Source organism: Pseudomonas wuhanensis, from assembly GCF_030687395.1.
Taxonomy (GTDB): domain Bacteria; phylum Pseudomonadota; class Gammaproteobacteria; order Pseudomonadales; family Pseudomonadaceae; genus Aquipseudomonas; species Aquipseudomonas wuhanensis.
Window position 1 is genome coordinate 543,927 of the sequence record NZ_CP117430.1, and the last position, 17,600, is coordinate 561,526.

Consider the following 17,600-nt stretch of genomic DNA (forward strand, 5'->3'; position numbering starts at 1 on the left):
TTATGAGCACGAAAATCATCAGCCTGGTGTCCATCGGCGCCCACCCGACCTCCGGCCGGCCACGCCGCGCCGAGCAGGATGCGCGGGCGGTTGAACTGGGTTTGCAGCTGGCTGGGGATAACCTGCAAGTGCTGCATGCCGGCGACGTCGCGGAACCGGCATTGCGCGCTTATCTGGGCATGGGCCTGGAGCAGCTGCATGTGCTGGAGCAACCGGAAGGCGCTGATGCGCTGCCGGCGTTGACCGCGTATTTGCGTGATGCCGGGGCACAGGTGGTGCTGACCGGCAGTCAGGCGGAAACCGGTGAAGGCTCGGGCATGTTGCCGTTCCTGCTGGCGGAAAGCCTCGGTTGGCCGCTGGTCGTGGGTTTGGCGCAGGTCGAATCCATCGACGGCGGTTCAGCGTTGGTGCTGCAGGCCTTGCCTCGCGGGCAGCGTCGGCGCTTGAAAGTGCGCCTGCCGTTTCTGGCGACTGTGGATAACGCGGCACCCAAGCCGCGGCAGAGCGCCTACGGTCCGGCACGTCGTGGGGTATTGCAGGCGGAAGAAGTCGAAGTGGTCGACGATGAACTGCTGGCGGTGGCCACGCTGCAACCGGCCAAGCCACGGCCAAAGCGCTTGAAAGTGATCAAGGCCAAGAGCGGTGCGGATCGCATGAAGGCCGCGACGGCCAAGGCCAGTGGCGGCGGTGGGCAAGTGCTCAAGGGCGTGACCGCGCAAGCGGGCGCCGAAGCCATCCTCAAGTTGCTGATTGAAGAAGGCGTGGTTCGCTAACGGTCCTGTGGAGCCCGGTAAATGGCTGTTGAATTTCGTTCGGCCCTGCGCGCGGATGCGCGTGAGATTGCTCGCTTGTTTCAGATTTCATCAGAAGGTGCGGCGGATTACATCTGGAGCCAACTGGCGCAGCCCGGCCAGGACCTGCTGGAGGTCGGTGCCAGTCGTTACGCTCGTGAAGACGTCGATTTCTCCTATCAGAACTGCCTGATCGCCCAGGTCGAGGGAAAGGTCATCGGCATGCTGCACAGCTACGCGATGCGCCACGACCCTCAGGCCGCTCCCGTGACCGATCCCGTCCTGGCGCCGTATGCCACGATGGAAATCCCCGACACCCTTTATATTTCGAGCCTGGCCCTGCATGAGGGCTGGCGTAATCAGGGGGTGGGCAAACAATTCCTCGCCTATGCCTACGACCGTGCCAACCGATTGGGGCTCAATGGCTTGAGCCTGATCGACTATGCGGTGAACACCGGCGCACGGCGGTTTTATGAGCGCCATGGTTTCCGGATTGTCGATACCTGCCAGATCACGCCCCACCCAATGATTCGGGTCACGGGGGAAGCCTATTTGATGTATCGGCCTTGAGGCACGAACCCAATCTATGTGGGAGCGGGTCAATGTCGATCACAGATTGTGTGCACACCAACAACGCACTGTGGTTACCCACAATCCCTGTTAGCGCTTCTGTGGATAACATGTTCGCCCCTCGCTACACCCCTTGCCCATCAAGCCCTCCAGCCCTCCGTACAAAAAATAACCAGTCTAAGCTACGGTTTTTCCGAGCTTTTTCCACAGAACGACTTCGTTCGTAAGCCAATACTTGCCCCCAATCTCTGTTGGCGCTTCTGTGGATAAGATGTTCGCTGTCCGCTACAGGCTATATAAACCGTGGCTTTCAGTCAGTTGATCAAATAATGCTCAATTGACCCTTTTCTCTCCCTGATCCTTCCGCAAACCCTGAATTCTCACGGCTTTCAGCGGTTTTCCACAGACGTTGCAAAGTTGCCCCCAAAGTCTGTTGGCGCTTCTGTGGATAAGGTGTTTGCCATCCTCTGTACGTCATATAAAACGTGCCCTGCAGACTTCTGATCAAAAAACGACCAATGCTTGGGTAAAACCCTGCTTCTGGATAAGTCACGGTTTTTCTTGGTTTTTTGTGAATAAATTTGGCCCGTCATCCACAGTTGTCCCCAATAGCTGTGGGTGGAGATGTGGATAACTTGTTCGCTAAACCCTGCAAGCCACGGCCTATATAGGCCACAACGCGATAGATCAGATTTCATACAGTTCTAAGGCACTTCCTTGACTTCGATCTGTCGCGTGTCTTCACTCTCAGGGCACAAGGACAGCCGTCACTTATCCACATCTGGTTCAGGGAGAACGCGTGATGGATAGCCAGCCACATCGCTCGCACCCAACCCCTTGCGTGACCTGTGTACCGACACCCGCGACCTTGCTGCGTAAACGGATTCACCGTCGCGCCACCAATCAGCGCGCTCGCCTATAGCGCTTGAAGCCTTCCCCAAACCCTGACGCCGCTGCCATTGAGGCCCGACCGTGCCCGGTGACCAGGCGTTTGTTCGTCTATCGATTGCAGGCAACCACAGAGTTGCCCATCTGCCTGAGAGGAAATGACCCATGACACGGATCGCCACGCCCATCAGCGACATCAAGGAACACTACGACGTGATCGTCATCGGCTCCGGCTACGGCGGCGGGATCGCGGCGTCGCGCCTGTCCCGCGCTGGCAAGCGGGTGTGCCTGCTGGAGCGAGGTCGGGAAATCCAGCCCGGCGAATACCCCAATACGATGCTGGCGGCCACTGAAGAACTGCAGGTCCATGACCCGGACGGGCACATCGGTTCGCGCACCGGGTTGTTTGACTTGCACGTCAATGCGCAGCAGAACGTGGTGGTCGGTTGCGGCTTGGGCGGCACGTCGCTGATCAACGCCAACGTTGCCCTGGAGCCGGAGCCCGGCGTGTTCGACGATCCGCGCTGGCCGCTGGCAGTGCGTGAGCATCGCGACACCTTGCTCAAGGACGGTTACGCCCGGGCTCGGGAGATGCTCAAGCCCAATCCGTACCCGAGCACCGCACCGAACCTGCCCAAACTCGACGCCAACAAAAAATCCGCTGATTACCTCAAGCAAGGTGCGCATTTCTACAAGCCGCCGATCAACGTGACCTTCGACAAGCTGCCGAACAACCTCAACCATGTAGGCGTTGAGCAATTGCCGTGCAACCACTGCGGCGACTGCGTCTCGGGCTGTAACAACAAGGCCAAGAACACCACGCTGATGAATTACCTGCCCGATGCCTGGAACCACGGCGCGGAGATTTTCTGCCAGGCCGAGGTGCGGCATCTGGAGCGCGACGGTGACGGCTGGATCGTGCACTTCCAGTATCTGGACAGCGGCCGGGAGAAATTCTCCGCGCCGACGCTGTTCGTCAAGGCGGACATTGTCGTGGTGTCGGCGGGCACCCTGGGCTCCACCGAAATCCTCCTGCGTTCTCGGGACAAAGGTCTGGCGACGTCCGATCAGCTCGGCGAAAACATGAGCGGCAACGGCGATATCCTCGGTTTTGGCCACAACTGCGATGAAACGATCAACGGCATTGGCTTCGGCGCGCATCCGGCCAATGAAATGAAACCGGTCGGCCCGTGCATCACCTCGATCATCGACATGCGCACCGAAGGCGACTGGCGCAGCCGCATGGTCATCGAAGAAGGCTCGATCCCCGGCGCGCTCGGCCGGCCCATGGTGCCGAGCATGGCCGCGTTCGCCGGATTGATCGGCAAGCCCACTGACGACAGTTTCACCGGCAAGCTCAAGTACGCCGAGCGCGAAGCCGAAAGCTTCCTGCGCGGCCCGTATCACGGCGCCCTGCACAACATGCAGACCTACCTGATCATGAGCCACGACGACGGCAAGGGTCGCATGGTGCTCGACAGCAAGGACCAGCTGCGCATCGACTGGCCGGGTGTTGGCGAGCAGGAAAACGTCAAACTCGGTAACGAGCGGCTGCACCAGAGCACCAAGGCATTAGGCGGGATCTGGGTCGAGAACCCGATCTGGACCGAGCTGCTCAAACACAGCATCGTTTCCGTCCACCCGTTGGGCGGTTGCGTGATGGGCGAGGATGCGGAGCAGGGCGTGGTCAACCACAAGGGCCAGGTATTCAGCAGCACCAGTGGCACGAATGTCTATGCCGGGTTGTACGTGACCGACGGCGCGGTGATCCCGACTTCCCTGGCGGTCAATCCGCTGCTGACCATCTCTGCCGTGAGCGAGCGCAACATGGGCCTGCTGGCTGCCGATCGCGGTTGGCATATCGACTACACGCTGCCCTCGGCACCGCGCAAACAGGTGGCGGCGCCGACCCTCGGCGTGCAGTTCACCGAAACCATGAAAGGCTATTTCTCCAAAGCCTTCACCCAGCCCCAGGGCACCGATCTGAAACTCTACGAGGCGGCGGCCAAACGTGGCGAGTCGGACAACTCGCCGATCGAGTTCACCCTGACCATCACCGCCAACGACCTCAACCGCATGATCAAAGAACCTGAACACGCCGCGACACTGGTCGGCACCCTGGATGCTCCAGGCTTGTCGCCAGAACCGCTGACCGCCAGCAATGGCGTGTTCAACCTGTTCGAGGAGTATCAGGAACAGGTCGGTGTGCGGCACATGAATTACGACATGAAACTGACCGCCGAGGACGGCAGCGATTATTACTTCAGCGCGTTCAAGACCGTGCCCGAAGACAACGGCGTGCTGAACGTCTGGCACGACACCAGCACCCTCTACGTGACGCTGTATCGCGGGGCGGACAAGACCGGTGAGGTGATGGGTTCGGGTGTGATGCACATCCATCCAGCCGATTTCGCCAAGCAGATGACCACCATGAAGGTGCTCAACGCGCGCAACGAACGCGAGCGCATCGATGGGCTGGCACGGTTTGGCAAGTTCTTCGCGGGCATCTTGTGGGAGAGCTACGGCGGGGTGTTCGCGGGTGACATCTACTTCAATCCTGACGCACCGCCACGGCAAAAACGCCCATTGGATGCGCCGGTCCCGAGCGTGCAGTTCTTCCAGACCGAAGACAACGTACAGCTACGCCTGACCCGCTACCAGGCTGGCAGCAAAGGGCCGGTGATGCTGGTCCACGGTTTGGGCGTGGGCTCGAATATTTTCTCCACCGACACCATCCAGACCAACCTGCTGGAGTACCTGTGCAAGCACGAGTACGACGTCTGGCTGCTGGATTTGCGAGTGAGCATTCTGTTGCCCGCGAGCAAGAAGGAATGGAACGGCGACCAGATTGCGCAGTACGACTTCAAGGCTGCCATCGCGCAGATCCAGCAGGCAACCAAGGCGGCGGATGTGCAATGCGTGGTGCATTGCTACGGCGCGACGACCTTCTTCATGTCGCTGCTGGCCGGGTTGCAGGGCGTGCGTTCGGTGGTGTGTTCGCAGATCGCGGCGGATACGGTGGTCGCCACGGCAACCGGGCTCAAGGCCGGTCTGCACCTTCCGGGGATGCTCGACGCCATCGGCATCAAATCCCTCACCGCGTATGCCGACAATAAGGAGAGCTGGTTCAACAAACTCTACGACAAAGCCCTCAACGGCTACGCCCGCATCGAGGCCCAGGGCTACTGCACCAACCCGGTGTGCCATCGCATCACCTTCATGTACGCATCGTTGTACCGCCACGACACGCTCAACGAGACCCTGCATGACAACCTGCATGAGCTGTTCGGCGAATCGAACATGCAGACCTTTGAGCACTTGGCGTTGATCCTGCGCAAAGGCCATCTGGTGGACTTCAAGGGGCAGGACGTCTACATGCCGCACTTCGACCGGCTGACCATGCCGATCTGCTTCATCAGCGGCGAAGACAACCAGTGCTACCTGCCCGAAAGCACGCTCAAGACTTATGAGCGCGTGTGCAAAGTCCATGGGCCGGAGCGCTACAGCCGCCACGTGGTGCCGGGTTACGGGCATATCGACTGCATGTTCGGCAAGAATGCGGTGATCGATGTGTACCCGATCATCCTGGAGCATCTGGAGAAAACCGCTCTCGGCTAGGTGATCGTTCCCACGCTCCGCGTGGGAATGCATCCCGTGACGCTCTGCGTCACACAAGCGGACGCGGAGCGTCCATGGCGGCATTCCCACGCGGAGCGTGGGAACGATCTGGATGGGAACGATCTGGGGAAAAATATGGACAGTTACATCCGCTGGTTTCAACGCTTCATCTGGATAGGCATCGTGATGAACATGGTCTTCGCGATTCCGGCGCTGTTTGCGCCGGCGTTGCTGACTTCGATGCTCGGGATGCCACCGCAACTTTCCGATCCTTGGCTGGAGAACGCCGGCATGTTGCTGGTGGGGATCAGCCTTTTTTACATGCCGTCAGGCTTCAACGCGCCCAAATACGTGGTGCATTCGTGGCTATGTGTATTGTCGCGGCTGGTCGCCGTGGCGTTCTGGATCTACCTGATCAACACCAGCAACCAGGCCCAGGTATTCGTGCCGATGCTGCTGGGCGATCTGAGCATGTTCCTGATCCTGGGGGGTCTGCTGTACCTGGGCAGCGCGCCGGCCAATCGGCCCTTGGCGTTGCTTCGCGACGGCTGGCATGAGTGGCGCGCAGCGTGGGCGCGACGCTGGCAACGGCACAGCTTCAAGGTCGCCACGCTGGTCGTGGTGCTGGCGCTGGGGTTTATCGGCTATGAAACCTGGTACCAGATGCTGCGGGTGGTGCCGGCAGAGCAATACGCCTCCGATGAGGACCACTACAAGTACGGTGCCATTGGTCTGGGCATCGAAGCGCGGATTCCCTATTACCTGTTCGCCGTGTTGCCGCAGATGTGCCCGGATAAATTGCCAAAACCCGGCGGCTATGAAGTCTTCGGTTTCCTCTACGAGAACGGCAAGGACCTGCCGATCGGCATGGCCAAGCGGCAGATCGGCTACCCGACCGTGGAGCCCAACTGCGCCCTGTGTCACACCGGTTCCTACCGGGCCAATACCAGCGACGTCGCCATCCCGGTGGCCACCGCGCCGGCCAATACCCTGCAACTGCAGGCCTTCCAGTGGTTTGCCTACAATTGCGCCAGCGACCCGAAATTCACCCCTGACGCGGTGATGACGGCGATCAACAGCAAGTTCCAGCTCGGGTTTTTCGAGCGCTTGTACAACCGCTACGTGATCATTCCGATGGCCACGAGCGCGCTGGTCAAGCAGAAGCAGGCCTATGCCTGGCAACGCCTGCGCGCGCCGCAAGGGCCGGGGCGCACCGACACCTTCAACCCGACGAAAATGGTGGTGTTCGGCTTCCCGGATGACTCGACCATCGGCACCGTCGACTTGCCGCAAGTCTGGAACCAGAAGCCTCGGGAGTCGATGTACCTGCACTGGGACGGCAACAACAATGACATCCACGAGCGCAATTACGCGGCGGCCATGGCCGTGGGCGCAACGCCGGAGTCGGTGCTGCCGGCCAGTTTCAACCGGGTGACCAACTGGTTGCTGGGCCACAAGGCGCCGGCCTGGCCGTTCGCGCTGGATCAGGCCAAAGTCGCACGGGGCAGACCGGTCTGGGAAAACAACTGCGCCGGTTGCCATGATTTCGGCCGCACCGACACCGGTCAGGTCACCACCAGCATTGATGAACTGGGCACCGATCCCCATCGGCTGAACTCGTTCACCACAGGCTTGGTGACGGCTTTCCATGGCTTCAAGAAAGTGCCGTTCGACTTTGGCGCCTACCGCAAAACCCAGAGCTACAGCAACACGCCCACCGACGGCGTCTGGTTGCGCGCGCCTTACTTGCACAACGGTTCGGTACCGACCCTATGGGACTTGCTGCAACCACCGGAAAAGCGGCCGCTGGTGTTCTTCACCGGCTCTGATGTGTACGACCAGGACAAAGTCGGCTTTGTCACCAGTGGCCAGCAGATGAAGGCCTCGGCGGACTTCAAATACGACACCCGTCTGGAGGGCAATCACAACGGCGGCCACCTGTACGGCACCCAGCTGTCGGAACTCGAGAAGCGGGCGCTCATCGAGTTTATGAAAACCCTGTAATTCCACTATGGATGGAGGAAGACGACATGTCATTGGTCAGTCATTGGGAGCACGAGTACGTCAAGGTCAAGCTACGCCTGCATGGCTTGGTCACCCGCCTGGAAATGGCCTGGAAGAAGCTCGTCAGCGAGCTTGAACCCAAGGAGTACGAGGCCATCGTCGCACTGCTGCAACGGGGCCATGATCAGGCGCACTACGTGCTCAAAAACGGCGACTTGCCCGACGATCAACCGAGTGTGCCGTGGGAGTTGGCCCACGGTTTGTCGATCCTGCATATCGGTAACGCCACTCCCTTGCCGCAATCGGCAGACGAGCTGCAAACCCGGGTGCTCAAGGACGGCAGCCTGCTCGGTTGTCGCAAATGGGAACTGCTGGATCTGTTGTGGAGCGAGGCGCTGCTCAAGTGGATCGAGAACCTGCGGCATCACGCACCGTTCGCCACCAACCCGGCGCTGATGCGCATGGACAGTGACGTGACCCTGGCCATCGCCGGCGACTGGGGCACCGGGCCGTTCGACAGCCATGCCCCGGCGGTATCGGTGGCCAATCAGATGCAGTTGGCCCAGGCCGATTTCACCGTTCACCTGGGGGACGTCTATTACGCCGGCACCCACTCCCAGGAAGACGTCGACATGGTCGGCTGGCCCATGGGCAAGCACGGCTCGTTCACCCTCAACTCCAACCACGAGATGTACAGCGGCGCCCATGGCTATTTCAAGGAACTGGCCAAGCGATTCCCGGCGCAGCAGGGCACCAGTTATTTTGCGTTGTACAACGATGACTGGCTGGTGATCGGCCTCGACACGGCTTATGCCTCCGATCCGATTAACCTGTACATGGACGGTGCGCTGAACAAGGAGCAGATCGACTGGATGAAAGGGCTGCCTCAGCGCAAGAAAATCATGGTGCTCAGTCATCACCAGGGCTTCGACATTTCCGGGCACCACAAGACGGCGCTGTATCAACCGGTGTGCGATGCCTTGGGCCGTGAGCCGGATTACTGGTATTGGGGGCATTTGCATAACGGCATCTGCTACGCCACTCAAGGTGGCTTGCATGCACGCTGCGCCGGGCATGGGGCGATTCCCTACGGCAATGCCAGCGAGCTGAACGGGCATGCGCGGGTGCTGTGGTCGGAAACGCAAAATGCGCGGGATGAGGCGTACCCGGATCGGGTGTTGAATGGCTATGTGAAAGTGCGGTTGGTGGGGGAGAGCATCGAAGAGACGTTTGTTGGGGAGGATGGGTCGGTGCGGTGGTCTTCGAGTTGATGGAGTGAATGTTACGGCCTCATCGCGGCATAGGTATCTACACATCTCCCGATCCTGGTCTATAAAGGGACGGCATGGATATCAAATGACCGGGCTAGATGCCCGACTGACAAAACGATACGACGAGTTAGTCATGGGACACAGTAATGGACTACCGGCGCTGGCCGCCGGGATGAAAGCCTTGCCGCGAAGCGACAAGGCTTTTGCACAGACGCAAGCCCTTTGGCGATTTTTGAGCAATGACCGGGTTCGGCCCGTTGACCTGGTTAAACCGCTGCTGGCGCTGGCCCACGAGGGTTGTCGGGATGACTGTGATGATTACGCGCTGGTCATGCACGATTGGTCTCGGCTCAATTACATGCACCACCACAGCAAGGCTGATCGCCTGCAAATGACCCACCGGGGCGACATCGGTTACGAGCTGCAAAGCAGCCTGCTAGTCACCGACCGTGACGGTGCACCGATCTGTACTCCCGCTCAAAATCTGGCGACCAAGGACGGCGTGCTCAGCACGCGAGCCGAAGAAGTGCTGGCCCCTGAGAAGCATCTGCATGAACTGACACAACGTATCACTTGGCTGGAACAGCAGAATTTTGCCAAGCCGCTTGTCCATATCGTGGATCGAGAGGCTGATTCGGTCGCTCACCTGAGGCAATGGCAGGCCGAAGGTCGGCAATGGCTGGTGCGAGTCAAGGCCGGTTCCACGGCCAGTCATGCAGGTCAATCGAGGGCCCTGAGTCAAATTGCTCGCGAGATGACCTACCGCAAAACTCGCAAGGTGGACTACAAAGGAAAACCGGCCATTCAATGGGTGGGAGAAACCGCCGTCGTGCTGACTCGCCAAGCCCAGCCTTTCACCAAAGACAGGGCCGACCGCAAGACGCTGCGCAAGTCTGGTGAGCCGTTGCCGGCCCGGCTCGTCGTGAGCCGAATACTGGGAGCCGATGGTCACCTGCTGGCCGAATGGTATTTGCTGAGCAACCTTGAGCAAGAGGTCGCAGATGAACGATTGGCGCTCTGGTATTACTGGCGCTGGCGTATCGAGTCCTACTTCAAACTGCTTAAAGGGGGTGGGCATCAGCTGGAAAACTGGCAGCAAGAGAGCGGTGAAGCGGTGTTCAAACGGCTGTTGATCGCCAGTCAGGCATGTGCTGTCAGTTGGCGTCTGATGCGGGCTAAGGGGGAGTTTGCTGAGCAAACACGGGATTTTTTGGTCCGTCTGTCTGGTCGACAGATGAAGCGCTCGCAGCCGGTGACGGCTTCCGCGCTGCTGGCCGGTTTATACATGCTTTTGGCCATGTGCGAGACATTGGAGCAATACACGCCCCAGGAACTGGCGGGTTTTGCTAAAGAGGCCATCGGCTGGGTGGCCAGCCGAAGACTTTAGAGATGTGTAGATACCTATGCTCATCGCGGGCAAGCCCGCTCCCACAGTGATTGGGGTGTTCACAGAGTTTGTGTACGCCGCCGATCCTTGTGGGAGCGGGCTTGCCCGCGATGCTTTTGCTTTTAGCCTTGTACCGGAACCCCTTTGAGGTACGGCGCGGGCTCGGCCCCCAGATTGTTCAACAGACGCTCGCTGTACCAGTCCACAAAGTTCACCACACCAAACTCATAGGTCTTGGAGTAAGGCCCTGGCTGGTACGCGGTGGAGTTGATCCCGCGCTGGTTCTCTTCGGCCAGGCGACGGTCCTGGTCGTTGGTCGCATCCCAGACCTGGCGCATGCGCTCCACGTCGTAGTCCACGCCTTCGACCGCATCCTTGTGGACGATCCACTTGGTGGTGACCATGGTTTCCTGAGCGCTGATCGGCCACACGGTGAACACGATGATGTGGTCGCCCATGCAGTGGTTCCACGAGTGTGGCAGGTGCAGGATGCGCATCGAGCCCAGGTCCGGGTTTTTGATGCGGCCCATGAGTTTGGCGCAGCCCTGTTTGCCGTCCAGGGTCATCGACACGGTGCCCTTGAGCAGCGGCATGCGCACGATACGGTTACGCAGGCCGAAACTGGCGTGGGCGTAAGGGATCTTCTCGGCTTCCCAGGCAGCGGCCGAAGCAGCTACATGGTCCTTGAAGGCCTGGTCGGCACGCGGGTCGGTGACGTCGTCCCATTCCAGCAGGGTTTTCAGCAGTTCCGGGTGCGACGCGTTGCAGTGGTAGCACTCGCGGTTGTTTTCCAGCACCAGTTTCCAGTTGGCTTTTTCCATCAAGGTGGTGGTAATCGCCACCTTGGTGTTCTCCATGTCGTACGGTTCCATGTAATGGCTGAGCGTCGACAGGAAGTCATCAATGGCCGGCGGGTTCTCCGACAGGCTGATGAAGATGTAACCGCCAGCGGTTTTCACGTTCACCGGCTTCAAACCGTACTGCTTCATGTCGAAGTCGGCGCCCATTTCGGTGCCGGCGAACAGCAGGCGACCGTCCAGCTCATACGTCCACTGGTGGTAGTGGCAGACCAGTTTGGCGACTTTGCCTTTTTCACTGGTGCACAGCCGTGAACCGCGGTGGCGGCAGACGTTGTGGAACGCATGGACCACGCCGTCCGCACCGCGAATCACGATGATCGGGTTCTTGCCGACTTGCAGGGTCAGGTAGTTGCCCTTGGTCGGGATTTCGCAGGTCATGCCGGCGATCAACCACTCTTTCTGAAAGATTTCCTGCATGTCGATATCAAACAGCCGCTCGTCAGAGTAAAACGGCTGCGGCAGCGAGAAAGTGCGCTCGCGTTCTTGCAGCATCTGCGCGGTGGCCTTGCGTGCGGGTTCCAGTGGATCGCCCAGGCTCAGGGTAGTGGTGACGTCCATCGTGTGTTTCCTCAAGGCCATCTGCGTGGCCGCGAAAGTGGCTGATCAGGTTTGCTACGCAAGGTGTAAAGATTGTGTCTTGGTATGGAGCGAGTGTGGGGCCGCCGTTGCCCGGAACCTTATCCATGGGCGACATGGCCCAATCTGTTCCCGACGCGCAACCCCCGGTAATTGGGGGCTGGTCGCGATAAGTATGTGAATGTCGCAGATAGGTAAATGGCGGGGCTGCGCTATACGCAGAATCGCCAACATGAAGGCCGGCAGTCGGCCGTGGAGATCAGCATGTCCAACAGCTTCCTGAACCCGGTAACCACCCAGACCTGGGCCAATGGTCGACATATTGTCCGTTGCGTCAAAGTCATCCAGGAAACCTGGGATGTGCGCACCTTCTGCTTTATGGCCGACCAGCCGATCCTGTTCTTTTTCAAGCCCGGGCAGTTCGTCACCCTGGAGCTGGAAATCGATGGCGTGCCGATCATGCGCTCCTACACCATTTCCAGTTCGCCGTCGGTGCCGTACAGCTTTTCGGTGACCATCAAGCGCGTGCCGGGCGGCAAGGTGTCCAACTGGCTGCACGACACCCTGCATGAAGGCCAGGAACTGGCGGTGCACGGGCCGGTCGGGCTGTTCAACGCCATGGACTTCCCGGCGCCGAAAGTGCTCTACCTCAGCGGCGGCGTCGGCATCACGCCGTGCATGTCCATGGCCCGGTGGTTCTATGACACCAACGGCAATGTCGACATGGTATTTATCCACAGCGCCCGTTCGCCGAAAGACATCATCTACCACCGCGAGCTGGAACACATGGCATCGCGGATCGACAACTTCAGCCTGCACCTGATCTGCGAGAAGCATGGTCTGGGCGAGCCGTGGGCCGGTTATCGCGGTTACCTGAACCACAAGATGCTCGAACTGATGGCGCCGGACTTCCTTGAACGTGAAGTCTTCTGCTGCGGCCCGACCCCGTACATGAATGCGGTCAAGCGCATGCTCGAGGCGGCGGGCTTCGACATGAAGCGTTATCACGAGGAATCCTTCGGCGCGACACCGCCGGAAGCCCGTGCCGACGCGGTGGAGCAAGCCGAGCAAGCGGCGGATGCTCCGGAAATCGATGCGGCGGATCTGCATCAAGTGGAATTCACTGCGTCCGGCAAGAGCATTCGGGTCGCACCGGGGGAAACGGTGCATGCGGCGGCGGCCAAGCTTGGCTTGCTGATTCCGAAGGCTTGCGGGATGGGGATCTGCGGGACCTGCAAGGTGATGAAGCTTGGTGGCGAAGTCGAAATGGACCACAACGGCGGGATTACCGAGGAAGACGAAGCCGAAGGGTTCATCCTGTCGTGCTGCAGCGTGCCGAAGGGCGACGTTCGCATCGAGTTTTGAACCTGTGGGAGCGGGGGGCGGCGATCCGACTTGCTCGCGAAGGCGGCGGCACAGTCAACATTGATGTTGCCTGACACACCGCTTTCGCGAGCAAGCCCGCTCCCACAATGGTTGGTATTTCAGTCCACAAACAAGTCTGGCATCAGCTTGTCTTTGGAGCCGGGCTCAAAGCGGTAATGATCGAATTCGGTCACGCCATGCTCCCGCAGAATCTCCTCATCAATCAGCAAGCGCCCCGTAATGCTGCGGCCACTGCTGCCCAGAATCGCGTAAGCAGCATCCGCCATGATTGCGGGTGCGCGCGCATGCTTGAACGACTCGCGTGACCCCAGCTGAAACTCGATCGCAGCGGTGGCGATCATGGTCTGCGGCCACAGGGAATTGACGCTGATGCCGTAGGAGGCGAATTCCTCGCTCATGCCCAGGGTCAGCATGCTCATGCCGTATTTGGTCACCGTGTAGGGGCTGTACTGGGCGAACCATTTGGTGGCCAGGTTCAGCGGTGGTGACAGGTTGAGGATGTGGCCGGCGGTTTTTTTCAGATAGGGCAGGGCGGCCTGGCTGCACAGCAGCACGGCGCGGGTGTTGATCTGGTGCATCAGGTCGAAGCGCTTGAGTTCGATGTGTTGCACGCCGGTCAGCTTGATCGCTCCGGCATTGTTGACCAAGGCATCAATCGCGCCGAAGTGTTCGCTGGCCTGGGCCAACGCCTCACGCACCGCCTCTTCATCGCGCACATCCACCTGCAAGGCCAACGCCTTGCCGCCCGCGGCTTCAACTTCCGCCGCCACGCTGAAGATGGTGCCGGGCAGTTTGGGGTGAGGGGTGGCGCTTTTGGCGGCAATCACGATGTTGGCCCCATCCTTTGCTGCCCGCAGCGCAATCTCACGCCCGATCCCGCGACTGGCACCGGTGATGAACAGGGTTTTGCCTTGTAATGACATGCGTACGCTCCTGATTGTTGTTATCGATGCGGATCGAAACGGCTCGCCAGTCAATGTAGACCAAAAGACACTTGTTCCTCGCACTCACCGCGATCGTTCCCACGCTCTGCGTGGGAATGCAGCCCGTGACGCTCTGCGTCACAACGGTGTTGGACATTGCGTCAGCGATGAGGCAGGAACGCGGAGCGTCCCGAGAGGCATTCCCACGCAGAGCGTGGGAACGATCAGGAGGAGAGTGCCGTGCGCTTCAGGACCAACGCTGAATCTCGATCAGCCCCTCCATCCCTGCATAATTCCTCGCGCTGGAATAGCGCCAGTGCTCAGGTAAATCCACGTACCCACGCTTCACCGGGTTGTAGTGGATGTAATCCAGCTTCTGGCGCATCACCGTTTCGCTGTACACCATTTCCGCGTGCGAACCTTCCTGCCACAACTGATAAACCCGATCCTGCTTATGTGCCCGTTTGCTGAAGCGCAGTCGTTGCAATGCGCGCTCTGCGCCCTTGCTTTGCAGATCGTCGATGATTTGGCGGGCGGTGAAGGATTTGAACAGGCGGAGGCATTTGCTCAGGTCTGGAGCCTCGGCAACGAAATGCAGATGGTTTTCCAGGACGACGTAAACATACAGCTTTAGATCTTGGTGGGTTTGTTGATAGCGCCAGCAATTGAGCAGGTGATCGACAATGTAGGGGCGGATAAACAGCGGAAGCCATTCCATGAGGGTGCAGGTCAGGAAGTGGGGTTTGTCGGGTTCGGTGATGGTGTAGCGACTTCGGCCCATGGATGCATTCCTTTGCGAGGGAATGACTAGGGTGAGCGGGGTGATGTAGTGGTGCTAGCGGACAGCGCCGCAGAGAGAGTGGGAAATTGCGACGCGCCTCTAATGATCGTTCCCATGCTCCGCGTGGGAATGCAGCCCGTGACGCTCTGCGTCACAACGGTGTTGGACATTGCGTCAGCGATGAGGCAGGAACGCGGAGCGTCCCGAGAGGCATTCCCACGCAGAGCGTGGGAACGATCAGCTTGGTGGGGGCGTCAGGCTGCCATGACTCCCGAATATCTGCCGCCAGTTCCAGCACGCGCTCTTGATCGTTCCCATGCTCCGCGTGGGAATGCAGCCCGTGACGCTCTGCGTCACAACGGTGTTGGACATTGCGTCAGTGGTAAGGCAGGAACGCGGAGCGTCCCGAGAGGCATTCCCACGCAGAGCGTGGGAACGATCAGCTTGGTGGGGGCGTCAGGCTGCCATGACTCCCGAATATCTGCCGCCAGTTCCGGCACGCGCTCTTGATCGTTCCCATGCTCCGCGTGGGAATGCAGCCCGTGACGCTCTGCGTCACAACGGTGTTGGACATTGCGTCAGCGATGAGGCAGGAACGCGGAGCGTCCCGAGAGGCATTCCCACGCAGAGCGTGGGAACGATCAGCTTGCGGGCGTCAGGCTGCCATGACTTCCCGAATATCCGTCGCCAATTCGCGCACGCGTTCTTCTTCGGTGTCCCACGAGCACATGAATCGCGCGCCGCCGTTGCCAATGAAGGTGTAGAAGCGCCAGCCCTTGGCGGTCAGTGCGGCGATGGCCGGTTCCGACAGTTGCAGGAACACGCCGTTGGCCTGTACCGGGAACATCAGTTCCACGCCCGGAATGTCGCTCACCAGTTCGGCCAGCAGCTGCGCGCAGTGGTTGGCGTGGCGGGCGTATTTGAGCCAGGCGTCGTTTTCCAGAATCCCGACCCACGGCGCCGAGAGGAAGCGCATCTTCGACGCCAGTTGCCCGGCCTGTTTGCAGCGGTAGTCGAAGTCTTCAGCCAGTTTGTGGTTGAAGAACAGAATCGCTTCGCCCACTGCCATGCCGTTTTTCGTGCCGCCGAAGCACAAGACATCGACGCCGGCCTTCCAGGTCAGGTCCGCTGGTGAGCAGCCCAGGTACGCGCAAGCATTGGAGAAACGTGCGCCGTCCATGTGCAGGTTCAGGCCCAGCTCTTTGCAGGTGACGCTGATGGCGCGGATTTCTTCAGGGGTGTACACGCTGCCGACTTCGGTGGCCTGGGTCAGGGTCACGACGCGGGGTTTCGGGTAGTGGATGTCCTGGCGCTTAAGGGCGATTTCACGGATCGATTCCGGTGTCAGCTTGCCGTTTTCGGTGCGAGCGATGAGCAGTTTGGAGCCGTTGGAGAAAAACTCCGGCGCGCCACATTCGTCGGTTTCGACGTGGGCGGTTTCCGAGCAGATCACGCTGTGGTAACTCTGGCACAGTGATGACAGGGCCAACGAGTTGGCCGCGGTGCCGTTGAAGGCGAAGAACACTTCGCAGTCGGTGTCGAACAGTTTGCGGAATTGATCCGATGCGCGTGCGGTCCACTCATCGTCGCCGTAAGCGCGCTGGTGGCCGTGGTTGGCCTGTTCCATGGCAGCCCAGGCTTCAGGGCAGATACCGGAATAGTTGTCGCTGGCGAATTGTTGGCTCTTATCGGTCATGGCCGGCTTCCGTGGTCGAGGCTCTTATGGTGAAGAGCCTCGTGGTCAATGATGGTGCGCACTTTACCGAAGATCGTCCGGGGAGCACACGGGATGTTGCTGTCAGAAAAATACACGGTTGACGGGCAATTATGCACATGACGCAGAGGGATGGGGCGCTGGATCTGCTTAAGTGGCTGGCGTTGCTGAGCATGGTGCTCGATCACCTTCGATATGTCGGTTATTCCGTCGATCTGCTGTATGTGCCGGGTAGATTGGCGTTCCCGTGGTTCTGTCTGGCGATGGCGGCGAACCTGTCGCGAGTCCGTGCAGTAACGACCGACGGCCAGTGGCGTTACCTCGGCTGGTTGTTGCTGTTTAGCGCTATAAGCGAAATCCCCTACCGGATGTACATTCCTGATCTCAACACCTTGAACGTGTTGCCCACGTTGATTCTGGGGCTGTTGGTCGCGCTTGGCTGGCAGAACCGGCTGCTTCAATCGCGACTGTTGGCGGCCGGGGCCTTGTTGCTGGCAGCACTGTTCCCGGAGCGACTGATGTTCGGTTTCTTCGGCGTGTTGTTGCCGCTGGCGATGTTGCTGGTGATCAGGCGTCCCTGGTATTTCAGCCTGCTGCCGGGGCTGGTCTGTCTGGCGGCCAATCAATGGCAAGTGCTGTATTACGCCGCTCGACTTCATAGCAATGCAGCCATTCTCGGCATTGCCGCTTGTCTGATTGCGCCATTGCTGGGGTTGTTGCTATTGCGACACGCCCAAGGCATCCAGCCACCGCCGATGCGGCGCTGGGCTTACGCGCTCTATCCCGTGCATTTCCTTGTGCTTCTGGCTTTGCGCCAACTCATTGCCTGAT

Annotated in this window: 13 protein-coding genes; 8 read left to right on the plus strand and 5 right to left on the minus strand. The window is 59.7% G+C overall.

Annotation, left to right across the window (positions count from 1 at the left end):
- Positions 1-2 precede the first annotated feature (2 nt).
- On the plus strand, positions 3-773 hold the full coding sequence (gene etfB / locus PSH88_RS02520; protein ID WP_305424795.1) for an electron transfer flavoprotein subunit beta: 771 nt from the start codon (positions 3-5) through the stop codon (positions 771-773).
- A 21-nt stretch (positions 774-794) separates the two neighbouring features.
- A complete protein-coding gene (locus PSH88_RS02525; protein ID WP_305424797.1) occupies positions 795-1,361 on the plus strand; it encodes a GNAT family N-acetyltransferase in 567 nt (188 codons plus the stop codon).
- Between the two features lie 322 nt (positions 1,362-1,683).
- Here PSH88_RS02525 and PSH88_RS02530 read toward each other — a convergent pair whose 3' ends face one another.
- Positions 1,684-1,914 (minus strand): hypothetical protein, encoded by a 231-nt coding sequence (locus tag PSH88_RS02530; protein ID WP_305424798.1) that lies wholly within the window; start codon positions 1,912-1,914, stop codon positions 1,684-1,686.
- 500 nt (positions 1,915-2,414) lie between these two features.
- On the opposite strand from PSH88_RS02530, the gene PSH88_RS02535 reads away from it, so the two are divergent.
- The 4 genes from PSH88_RS02535 (at position 2,415) to PSH88_RS02550 (ending at position 10,529) form a co-directional block, all read left to right on the plus strand.
- Positions 2,415-5,867, plus strand: a complete 3,453-nt coding sequence (locus tag PSH88_RS02535) for an alpha/beta fold hydrolase (protein WP_305483462.1) — start codon at positions 2,415-2,417, stop codon at positions 5,865-5,867.
- A gap of 135 nt (positions 5,868-6,002) precedes the next feature.
- Positions 6,003-7,871: a c-type cytochrome gene (locus PSH88_RS02540; protein WP_305424799.1), complete on the plus strand. Its 1,869-nt coding sequence runs from the start codon at positions 6,003-6,005 to the stop codon at positions 7,869-7,871.
- A gap of 26 nt (positions 7,872-7,897) precedes the next feature.
- Entirely contained in the window at positions 7,898-9,142 is a 1,245-nt protein-coding gene (locus PSH88_RS02545) for a metallophosphoesterase family protein (protein WP_305424800.1), read from the plus strand.
- Between the two features lie 85 nt (positions 9,143-9,227).
- On the plus strand, positions 9,228-10,529 hold the full coding sequence (locus tag PSH88_RS02550) for a transposase (RefSeq protein WP_305424801.1): 1,302 nt from the start codon (positions 9,228-9,230) through the stop codon (positions 10,527-10,529).
- Positions 10,530-10,651: 122 nt separating this feature from the next.
- Here PSH88_RS02550 and gbcA read toward each other — a convergent pair whose 3' ends face one another.
- Positions 10,652-11,947, minus strand: coding sequence for a glycine-betaine demethylase subunit GbcA (gbcA, locus tag PSH88_RS02555; RefSeq protein ID WP_305424802.1), 1,296 nt, complete (start codon positions 11,945-11,947; stop codon positions 10,652-10,654).
- A gap of 282 nt (positions 11,948-12,229) precedes the next feature.
- Between gbcA and gbcB the strand changes: the two genes are divergently transcribed.
- Positions 12,230-13,330 carry a glycine-betaine demethylase subunit GbcB gene (gene gbcB / locus PSH88_RS02560; RefSeq protein WP_305424803.1) on the plus strand — a complete coding sequence of 367 codons (1,101 nt, stop codon included), beginning with the start codon at positions 12,230-12,232 and terminating at the stop codon, positions 13,328-13,330.
- A gap of 119 nt (positions 13,331-13,449) precedes the next feature.
- Here gbcB and PSH88_RS02565 read toward each other — a convergent pair whose 3' ends face one another.
- The 3 genes from PSH88_RS02565 to PSH88_RS02575 all read right to left on the minus strand — a co-directional run bounded on the left by PSH88_RS02565 (position 13,450) and on the right by PSH88_RS02575 (position 16,751).
- Complete coding sequence (locus tag PSH88_RS02565) at positions 13,450-14,274, minus strand: SDR family oxidoreductase (protein ID WP_305424804.1); 825 nt, start codon at positions 14,272-14,274, stop codon at positions 13,450-13,452.
- A gap of 247 nt (positions 14,275-14,521) precedes the next feature.
- The gene (locus PSH88_RS02570; protein WP_305424806.1) at positions 14,522-15,055 is read right to left on the minus strand and encodes an REP-associated tyrosine transposase; all 534 of its coding nucleotides are present in this window, start codon (positions 15,053-15,055) and stop codon (positions 14,522-14,524) included.
- Between the two features lie 655 nt (positions 15,056-15,710).
- A complete protein-coding gene (locus tag PSH88_RS02575) occupies positions 15,711-16,751 on the minus strand; it encodes a threonine aldolase family protein (RefSeq protein ID WP_305424807.1) in 1,041 nt (346 codons plus the stop codon).
- Positions 16,752-16,882: 131 nt separating this feature from the next.
- Between PSH88_RS02575 and PSH88_RS02580 the strand changes: the two genes are divergently transcribed.
- Positions 16,883-17,599, plus strand: a complete 717-nt coding sequence (locus tag PSH88_RS02580; RefSeq protein WP_305424808.1) for a TraX family protein — start codon at positions 16,883-16,885, stop codon at positions 17,597-17,599.
- The last annotated feature ends 1 nt before the right edge of the window (position 17,600 follow it).

Coding starts and splice junctions, on each gene's coding strand:
- PSH88_RS02535 (WP_305483462.1), top strand. CDS start 2,415: ATGACACGGATCGCCACGCCCATCAGCGACATCAAGGAACACTACGAC.
- PSH88_RS02565 (WP_305424804.1), bottom strand. CDS start 14,274: ATGTCATTACAAGGCAAAACCCTGTTCATCACCGGTGCCAGTCGCGGG.
- gbcB (WP_305424803.1), top strand. CDS start 12,230: ATGTCCAACAGCTTCCTGAACCCGGTAACCACCCAGACCTGGGCCAAT.
- PSH88_RS02525 (WP_305424797.1), top strand. CDS start 795: ATGGCTGTTGAATTTCGTTCGGCCCTGCGCGCGGATGCGCGTGAGATT.
- PSH88_RS02550 (WP_305424801.1), top strand. CDS start 9,228: ATGACCGGGCTAGATGCCCGACTGACAAAACGATACGACGAGTTAGTC.
- PSH88_RS02540 (WP_305424799.1), top strand. CDS start 6,003: ATGGACAGTTACATCCGCTGGTTTCAACGCTTCATCTGGATAGGCATC.
- gbcA (WP_305424802.1), bottom strand. CDS start 11,947: ATGGACGTCACCACTACCCTGAGCCTGGGCGATCCACTGGAACCCGCA.
- PSH88_RS02570 (WP_305424806.1), bottom strand. CDS start 15,055: ATGGGCCGAAGTCGCTACACCATCACCGAACCCGACAAACCCCACTTC.
- etfB (WP_305424795.1), top strand. CDS start 3: ATGAGCACGAAAATCATCAGCCTGGTGTCCATCGGCGCCCACCCGACC.
- PSH88_RS02545 (WP_305424800.1), top strand. CDS start 7,898: ATGTCATTGGTCAGTCATTGGGAGCACGAGTACGTCAAGGTCAAGCTA.
- PSH88_RS02575 (WP_305424807.1), bottom strand. CDS start 16,751: ATGACCGATAAGAGCCAACAATTCGCCAGCGACAACTATTCCGGTATC.
- PSH88_RS02580 (WP_305424808.1), top strand. CDS start 16,883: ATGCACATGACGCAGAGGGATGGGGCGCTGGATCTGCTTAAGTGGCTG.